Consider the following 6,417-nt stretch of genomic DNA (forward strand, 5'->3'; position numbering starts at 1 on the left):
CACCAGCAACCAACACCGGGCCGACGCGCTTGACCCCTTCATCGAGCACTACAACACTGAACGAATCCACTCAAGCCACGGGCTCACGCCCGCGGCCCGAGTGTCACCAACGTCATGACTCAGTACATCAGCGGATCCGCCCCGTCGGGCACGGACGCGCGGTCAGCGCCCGCGCACGCCGTCCGGATCGCGCAGCCGCTCGATCTCGCGCCGGTCGCGCTTCGTCGGGCGTCCGGCGCCGCGGTCGCGGACGATCGTCGCGGGTGCGGCCTCGCGCGGCGGCGGCGGGGGAGTGAGGTCGGTCAGCGCCTCGGCGGCGATGGCCGGGCCGACGCGCTTCACGAGCGTGCGGCGCACCACGAGGATCCGCTCGGATCCGGCGACGCGCACGCGCACCTCGTCGCCCGGCCGTACCGACTGCGACGCCTTCGCGCGCTCGTCGCCGACCCGCACGTGCCCGGCGCGGCAGGCGGCGGTGGCCTGCGACCGGGTCTTGTAGATCCGCACCGCCCAGAGCCAGCTGTCGACCCGGACCGCGGCCTGCGCGGCGATCGGGGCGGACGCGCCGCCCGCGGGAGGCGGAGCGGCGTCGGACGGCATGCTCTGACCCTAGGCGACGGCTCCCCGGTACGCTGGCCCGAGCATGTCGATCTCCCGCCGCACCCTCCTCACCGCGTCCGTGTCGGGGCTGTCGCTCCTCGGGCTCGCGGCGTGCACGCGGACGACGCCGACGCCCGCCACGCCCACGGCCACCGCCTCCGCGACGCCGACCCCCACGCCCACCGCGGGCGTCGCCGGCCTCCCGGATCCCGTCGCCTTCGCGCGCTCCGACTGGGCGGGCGATCCGTTCGCGCGCGGATCCGGCAGCTTCCTCCGACCCGGCGCCACGACCGCCGACCGCGAGGCGCTCGCCCGCCCGATCGAGGACCGCGTGTTCTTCGCCGGCGAGGCCACGAGCGCCGACCGCCCCGGCACGGTCGCGGGCGCCTACGCGTCGGGGCTCCGTGCGGCAGGCGAGGTGGATCGCGCGGGCGCCGGATCCGAGCGCATCGCGGTCGTCGGCGCCGGCATCGCGGGCACCGCTGCGGCCCGCGCCCTGCGCGATGCCGGGCACGACGTCGTCCTCGTCGAGGCGCGCGCAGAGCTCGGCGGCCGGATCCGAGCGGCCGGCGGCACCGACTGGCCCCACCCCGCCGAGCTCGGCGCGCTGTGGATCGCCGCCGACGACGACGACCTGCTGCGCGACGCGCTCGAGGCCGCCGGCATCACCCGCTACGGCCTCGCGCTCATCACCGAGAGCCGCGGGCCCGACGGCGCGGTGCTGGAGCCCTCGACGGCGGGATCCGACGCCATCGCCGCCGCGCGCGCCCGGGCCCTCGCGCAGCCCGGCGCCGTCAGCCTCGCCGCGGCCCTGCGGGAGACCGGCGGCGACGCGCTCTCCACCGAGGGCGGTGCCGCAGCGCCCGCTGCCCGCCTCGCCGCGCTCCTCTCCACCGACGTCGCGATCGCCCACGGCGCGTCGCCCGACGAACTCTCGGGCGCCCGCGGCCTCGACGAGCCGGCGCCCGTCGGCAACGTCGCCGTCACGGGCGGCTTCGCGGGCCTCGTGCAGCATCTGCTGCGCGACCAGGACATCGACGTGCTGCGGGAGTCGACCGTCTCCCGCATCGCCTACGGCAACGGCCGCGTGGGGCTGCGGCTCGGGTCCGGCGAGTCGCTCTCGGTCGACCGCGTGGTCGTCACCGTGCCGCTCGGCGTGCTCCAGGCGGGCGCGATCGCGTTCGACCCGGCGCTGCCGTCCTCGCACGACGTCGCCATCCGCGCGCTCGGCCCCGGCCGCGCCGACCGCATCTGGTTGCGCTTCGCCGAGCCGTTCTGGTCGACGACCGCCACGGTCTGGACGTCCTACGACGCCGGCGGGAGCTTCACGCGCTGGTACAACCTCATGCCGATCTCGGGCGAGCCCGTGCTCATGGCCGAGGTGGGCGCGGCGGCGGCGGACCGGGTCGCGGCCATGGACGACCAGGCGCTCCGGTCGGCGGCGCTCCGCACGCTGGCGCCGTTCGCGGATCCGGCGCTCCTCGCGGAGGGGACGGCCACCCCGGAGCCGGGCCCGAGCGCCACGCCGACGCCCTAGGCCGGATCCGGGTCCTCAGCGGGCTCCGGCCCGAGCGCGTCCCGTCGCGTCACGGCCTCGGCCACTCATGCCGGATCGCCTCCGCCGCGTACGGCAGGAGGCCATGCAGCTGCGTGTGCAGCAGGAGCTGGGCGTGCTCCTCGTCGAGGTCGAGCAGCGTGCGGATCCGCGCCACGGCCTCGGCCCGGGACGCGACCGCGGCCAGCTCGGAGACGAGGGGCACGAGCGCGTCGGCGGCGGCGACCCGCGTCCGGAGCCAGGAGATGCGGGCGTCGTGCGAGCGGCGCATGTCCGAGTCCGTCGGCGGCCGTTCCGACCTGTCGACGGGGCGGCGGCGGGCGATCGCCTCGGCCGTGACATCCACGCGCAGGGGCCCCGCCGTGCGCGCGGACAGGCCGACGAGCGCGATGTGGAGGTCGTGCGGGCCGGGGCGGAGGGCGGCCCAGTCGCCGGCCGTGATCGCCACCGGGATGCGCGTCCGGTCTCCCGGATCCAGCGCCACCGCAGCACGCTGCCCGCCCGCGACGGCGAAGGAGATGCCAGGCGCGGGCGCATCGGGCTCCGTGAACGCTCCGATGGCGACGAAGGCGTCGCCCTCCCGTGGGATCCACCGCCCGGCGCCGACGTTCACCACGTCGATGACCGCGGCCTCCGGGTCGCCGTCGTGCGTCATCACGGTCGGCCAGCGCAGCTCGAGGGAGGTGCCGCCGTCGTCCGGGGATCGGGGGTCTGCGGAGGTGGTCACGCCCCAGGCTCGCATGCGCGCATCCGTCGATGCGCGGCTCGGCAGCTCAGCGCTCGGCGGCCGCCGTCTCGCGCGGCGTCGGCGGGGACGCGTCCGTGGAGGCGCGCGCGGGCTCGTCCGCGACGGTCGCCTCATCCGCCTCGTGGTCGTCCCCGCGCCTCCCGCCCCGGGATCCCGCGGGCCGCACGCGGCTGAGCGCCACGACGAACGCGGACACCCCGCGAGCACGCCCGCCACGAGCGCCAGCCATGCGGTGATCTCGTACGGGACCCCGACCTGCGCGGGATCGAGGAAGAAGTACGGGTACCAGCCGACGCGCGGGCCGCGGTACTCCGTGAACGCGCACCAGGCGATCGGGAAGAGCATCGCCCAGCCGACGGCCTTCCACGTGACGCGCGGGCGGCCGGGCGCGAGGGTCCAGTCGAGGAGCGCGTAGGCGGGGATCACGAAGTGCAGCAGCCGGCTCGACCACGGCACCTCCACGTAGTAGGCCTGCGAGCTCGACTCCAGCACGATGAGGCCGAAGACCACGCCGGACACCACGACGTAGCTGAGCACGACCGCGCGCACGGCCGCCATGAGCTCCGGCTCGACGCGGCCGCGGAGCGCGTGCAGCCCGGACGCCGCGAGCACGACGGCGCCCGCCATCCCGCTCTGCGTCGTGAAGTAGCTGAACCAGTTCTCGGCCGCGAACGTCGTGAAGCCCTGCACGTAGTCGAAGTCCGCGACGAGCGCGGTGACCACGACGAGCGCGGCGACCAGGCGCACTCCACCGAGGATCCTCTGCACGTGACTCCGATCGCGGCTGACTCCGGACATGCCCGCCCAGCCAGTCTACGAACGAGGTCTCACGATCGGCTCCGTGCCCTCGCGCGTCGCGGGCGGGAGCGGCAGGATGACGCGCATGAGCCCTTCATCGCGATCCACCAGCCAGCAGGTGCAGTTCGGATCCTTCGGGGGCGTCGACGTCCTCGAAGTCGTCGACATCCCGCGGCCGTCGCCCGGCCCCGGCGAGGTGCTCGTCGAGGTCTTCGCGGCGGGCATCAACCACATCGAGGCGTACATCCGGCAGGGCCGCTTCCCGGACGAGGTGCCGACCGCCTTCCCCAACGGGCAGGGCAGCGACTTCGCCGGATGCATCGCCGCGGTCGGCGAGGGCGTCACCCGGTTCAAGAAGGGCCAGGACGTCCTCGGCCACACCGTCATGGCCGCGCACGCGACGCACGTGGTCGTGCCCGCGGGCAACGTGGTCGCGAAGCCCGCGCAGCTCCCGTGGGAGGTGGCCGGCGGCCTGTTCCTGGCCGGGCTCGTCGCGCACGACGTGCTGCACGCGATCACGGTCGGCGAGGGCGACACGCTCGTCGTCACCGCGGCGGCCGGCGGGGTCGGCAGCATCGAGGCGCAGCTGGCCATGCGGCGCGGCGCCCGGGTCATCGGCACGTGCGGAGAGCGGAACTTCGACTACCTGCGCCAGATCGGGGTCACCCCCGTGGTCTACGGCGACGGCCTGGCCGACCGGATCCGCGCGGCCGCCCCGAACGGCGTGCAGGGCTTCGTGGACAACTTCGGCGGCGGCGAGCACGTGGCCGAGGAGCTGGGGGTGGCGGGCAAGCGCTTCAGCTCGAGCGACGACCGCCGGGCCATCGAGCTCGAGGCCGTCCTGCCGCCCGTCGAGGAGGACGACGTGCACCGGTCGCGCACGCTCGCGACGGTCGCGGACCTCGCGGCGAAGCGCGAGGTCGACGTGCTCGTCTCCGGCTTCTACCCGCTCTCGGAGGTGCAGCACGCGTTCGATGACCTCGAGCGCCGGCACGCGCGCGGCAAGATCGTGCTCGGCATGCGGCCCGTCCACTACCCGGGCGACCGGCGCAGCACGGCGAAGGCGCGCGACGTCGCGGACGGTCGCGCCTGACGCGCCGCGCGTGGCGGGCGCCGGGTGACGCCCGTCGCGGTCAGCGCGCGACGACCTCGGCGGGCTCCGGCTCGGCCGGCGACTCGATGTGCGCCTCGCGCCACCGCAGCAGGTCGCGCACCGCGGGCGACTCGTCGCACTCGAGCATCGCGACGGCGGTGCGCGGCGTCTGGTCGTTGACGGCGAGCCAGGAGCGCACGCGCTCGGAGGTGTCGCCCACCAGCATCGTGAGCACGGCCGCCGGAGCGTGGGGGTTGCGGGCGAGGCACGCGCGGACGCCCTCGTCGGCATCGCGCGCGAGCGCCCGCTGCACGTCGAGCGGCGCGTGCAGGCTGCTCGCCACGCTCTCCCGCACCTTGGGGTCGCGGTGCTCGGCGAGCGGGCGCAGCCGGCGGATCTTGCTGGGCGTCACCTCGGGCGCGGGATGCAGCGCGGCGGCCTGCTCGGCGGTGAGGACGGCGGGCGCGGTCCGGTGCAGGGCCTCGAGCTGCGCGGCGGTGGTGAACCTGATGCACGACATGCCCCGACGCTATCGAAGGTGCCCGTGAGATGGTGGATCCATGACCGCCGAACGCCCGCCCGAGCCCCCGCGGGGGGCCCATCGCGACAGCGGCGACGTCTGGGTCGAGAGCCCCGAGGGGCAGCGCTTCTGGGGCGCGTTCGGCGCCGCGGGCCTGCTCGTGCACGACCCGGATCGCGGCGTGCTGCTGCAGCACCGCGTCGCGTGGAGCCACCACGGCGGCACGTGGGGCCTGCCCGGCGGCGCCCGGCACGCGGGTGAGTCCGCCATCGACGGCGCCGCGCGCGAGGCGGCCGAGGAGGCGGGTGTGCCGCCCGCGGGGATCCGGCCCGTCCTCGCCACGGTGCTCGACCTCGGCTTCTGGAGCTACACGACCGTCACCGCCCGCGTCCTCCGCCCGTTCGAGCCGCGCGTCGCCGACGCCGAGAGCATCGAGCTGAGCTGGGTGCCGGTCGACGAGGTCGACGCCCGGGAGCTGCACCCGGGCTTCGGCCGGGCCTGGCCGATGCTGCGCGGCGAGCTCGCGCGCGAGGTCACGCTCGTCGTCGACACCGCGAACCTGCTCGGGTCCCGGCCGGACGGCTGGTGGCACGACCGGGCCGGATCCACCACCCGCCTCCTCGTCGAGCTCGACGGCTTGGCGCGCGACGGCCTCCCCGCCGCCGACCTCGGGCTGCCGGGGGACGTCAGGTGGCCGGAGGTCGTCGCCGTAGTGGAGGGGCACGCGCGGGACGCGGCGCTGCCGTCGCCCGCGCAGGACGCGGCCCCGCCCGTGCTCCGGGCACCCGGCATCTCCGTGGTCGCCGCGCCCACGGACGGCGACGGCGAGATCTTGACCGTCGTCGCCGCCGCGCGGGACGCCGGCCGGGACGTCGTGGTGGTCACGGCCGACCGCGGGCTCGTCGCGCGGGTCGAGGAGCTCGGCGCGCGGGCGACGGGGCCCGGCCGGATCCGCGCGCTGCTCGACGCGCGCGCGGACCGCGACGCGGCGCTAGGTGTACTGGGTCATGACGTTGGTGACACTCGGGCCGCGGGCGTGAGCCCGTGGCTTGAGTGGATTCGTTCAGTGTTGTAGTGCTCGATGAAGGGGTCAAGCGCGTCGG

5 protein-coding genes and 2 pseudogenes are annotated in these 6,417 nt (G+C 75.9%); 4 read left to right on the forward strand and 3 right to left on the reverse strand.

The annotated features are described in order from the left end of the window. A pseudogene (locus HDR73_RS05455) lies at positions 1-118 on the forward strand (IS481 family transposase); the annotation flags it as partial. A gap of 44 nt (positions 119-162) precedes the next feature. On the opposite strand, the gene HDR73_RS05460 reads toward HDR73_RS05455, so the two are convergent. Further along, entirely contained in the window at positions 163-600 is a 438-nt protein-coding gene (locus HDR73_RS05460; RefSeq protein WP_012298709.1) for an RNA-binding S4 domain-containing protein, read from the reverse strand. 43 nt (positions 601-643) lie between these two features. Here HDR73_RS05460 and HDR73_RS05465 point away from each other — a divergent pair, with 43 nt between their 5' ends. Next, positions 644-2,137 carry an FAD-dependent oxidoreductase gene (locus HDR73_RS05465; RefSeq protein WP_012298710.1) on the forward strand — a complete coding sequence of 498 codons (1,494 nt, stop codon included), beginning with the start codon at positions 644-646 and terminating at the stop codon, positions 2,135-2,137. 49 nt (positions 2,138-2,186) lie between these two features. On the opposite strand, the gene HDR73_RS05470 is transcribed toward HDR73_RS05465, so the two are convergent. Further along, on the reverse strand, positions 2,187-3,671 hold the full coding sequence (locus HDR73_RS05470) for a Pr6Pr family membrane protein (protein ID WP_012298711.1): 1,485 nt from the start codon (positions 3,669-3,671) through the stop codon (positions 2,187-2,189). Positions 3,672-3,786: 115 nt separating this feature from the next. On the opposite strand from HDR73_RS05470, the gene HDR73_RS05475 reads away from it, so the two are divergent. After that, positions 3,787-4,794, forward strand: a complete 1,008-nt coding sequence (locus HDR73_RS05475; protein WP_041464483.1) for an NADP-dependent oxidoreductase — start codon at positions 3,787-3,789, stop codon at positions 4,792-4,794. Between the two features lie 40 nt (positions 4,795-4,834). Here the strand turns inward: HDR73_RS05475 and HDR73_RS05480 are convergent, their stop codons facing one another. Further along, entirely contained in the window at positions 4,835-5,314 is a 480-nt protein-coding gene (locus tag HDR73_RS05480) for a hypothetical protein (protein ID WP_012298713.1), read from the reverse strand. Between the two features lie 40 nt (positions 5,315-5,354). Between HDR73_RS05480 and HDR73_RS05485 the strand changes: the two are divergent. Beyond that, a pseudogene (locus HDR73_RS05485) lies at positions 5,355-6,302 on the forward strand (NUDIX domain-containing protein); the annotation flags it as partial. Between the last annotated feature and the right edge of the window lie 115 nt (positions 6,303-6,417).

The organism is Clavibacter sp. (assembly GCF_014802555.1).
GTDB classification, from domain to species: domain Bacteria; phylum Actinomycetota; class Actinomycetes; order Actinomycetales; family Microbacteriaceae; genus Clavibacter; species Clavibacter sepedonicus.

Excerpts from the sequence above, each read along its gene's own strand:
- HDR73_RS05460 (WP_012298709.1), bottom strand. The coding sequence starts at position 600 with ATGCCGTCCGACGCCGCTCCGCCTCCCGCGGGCGGCGCGTCCGCCCCG.
- HDR73_RS05465 (WP_012298710.1), top strand. The coding sequence starts at position 644 with ATGTCGATCTCCCGCCGCACCCTCCTCACCGCGTCCGTGTCGGGGCTG.
- HDR73_RS05475 (WP_041464483.1), top strand. The coding sequence starts at position 3,787 with ATGAGCCCTTCATCGCGATCCACCAGCCAGCAGGTGCAGTTCGGATCC.
- HDR73_RS05480 (WP_012298713.1), bottom strand. The coding sequence starts at position 5,314 with ATGTCGTGCATCAGGTTCACCACCGCCGCGCAGCTCGAGGCCCTGCAC.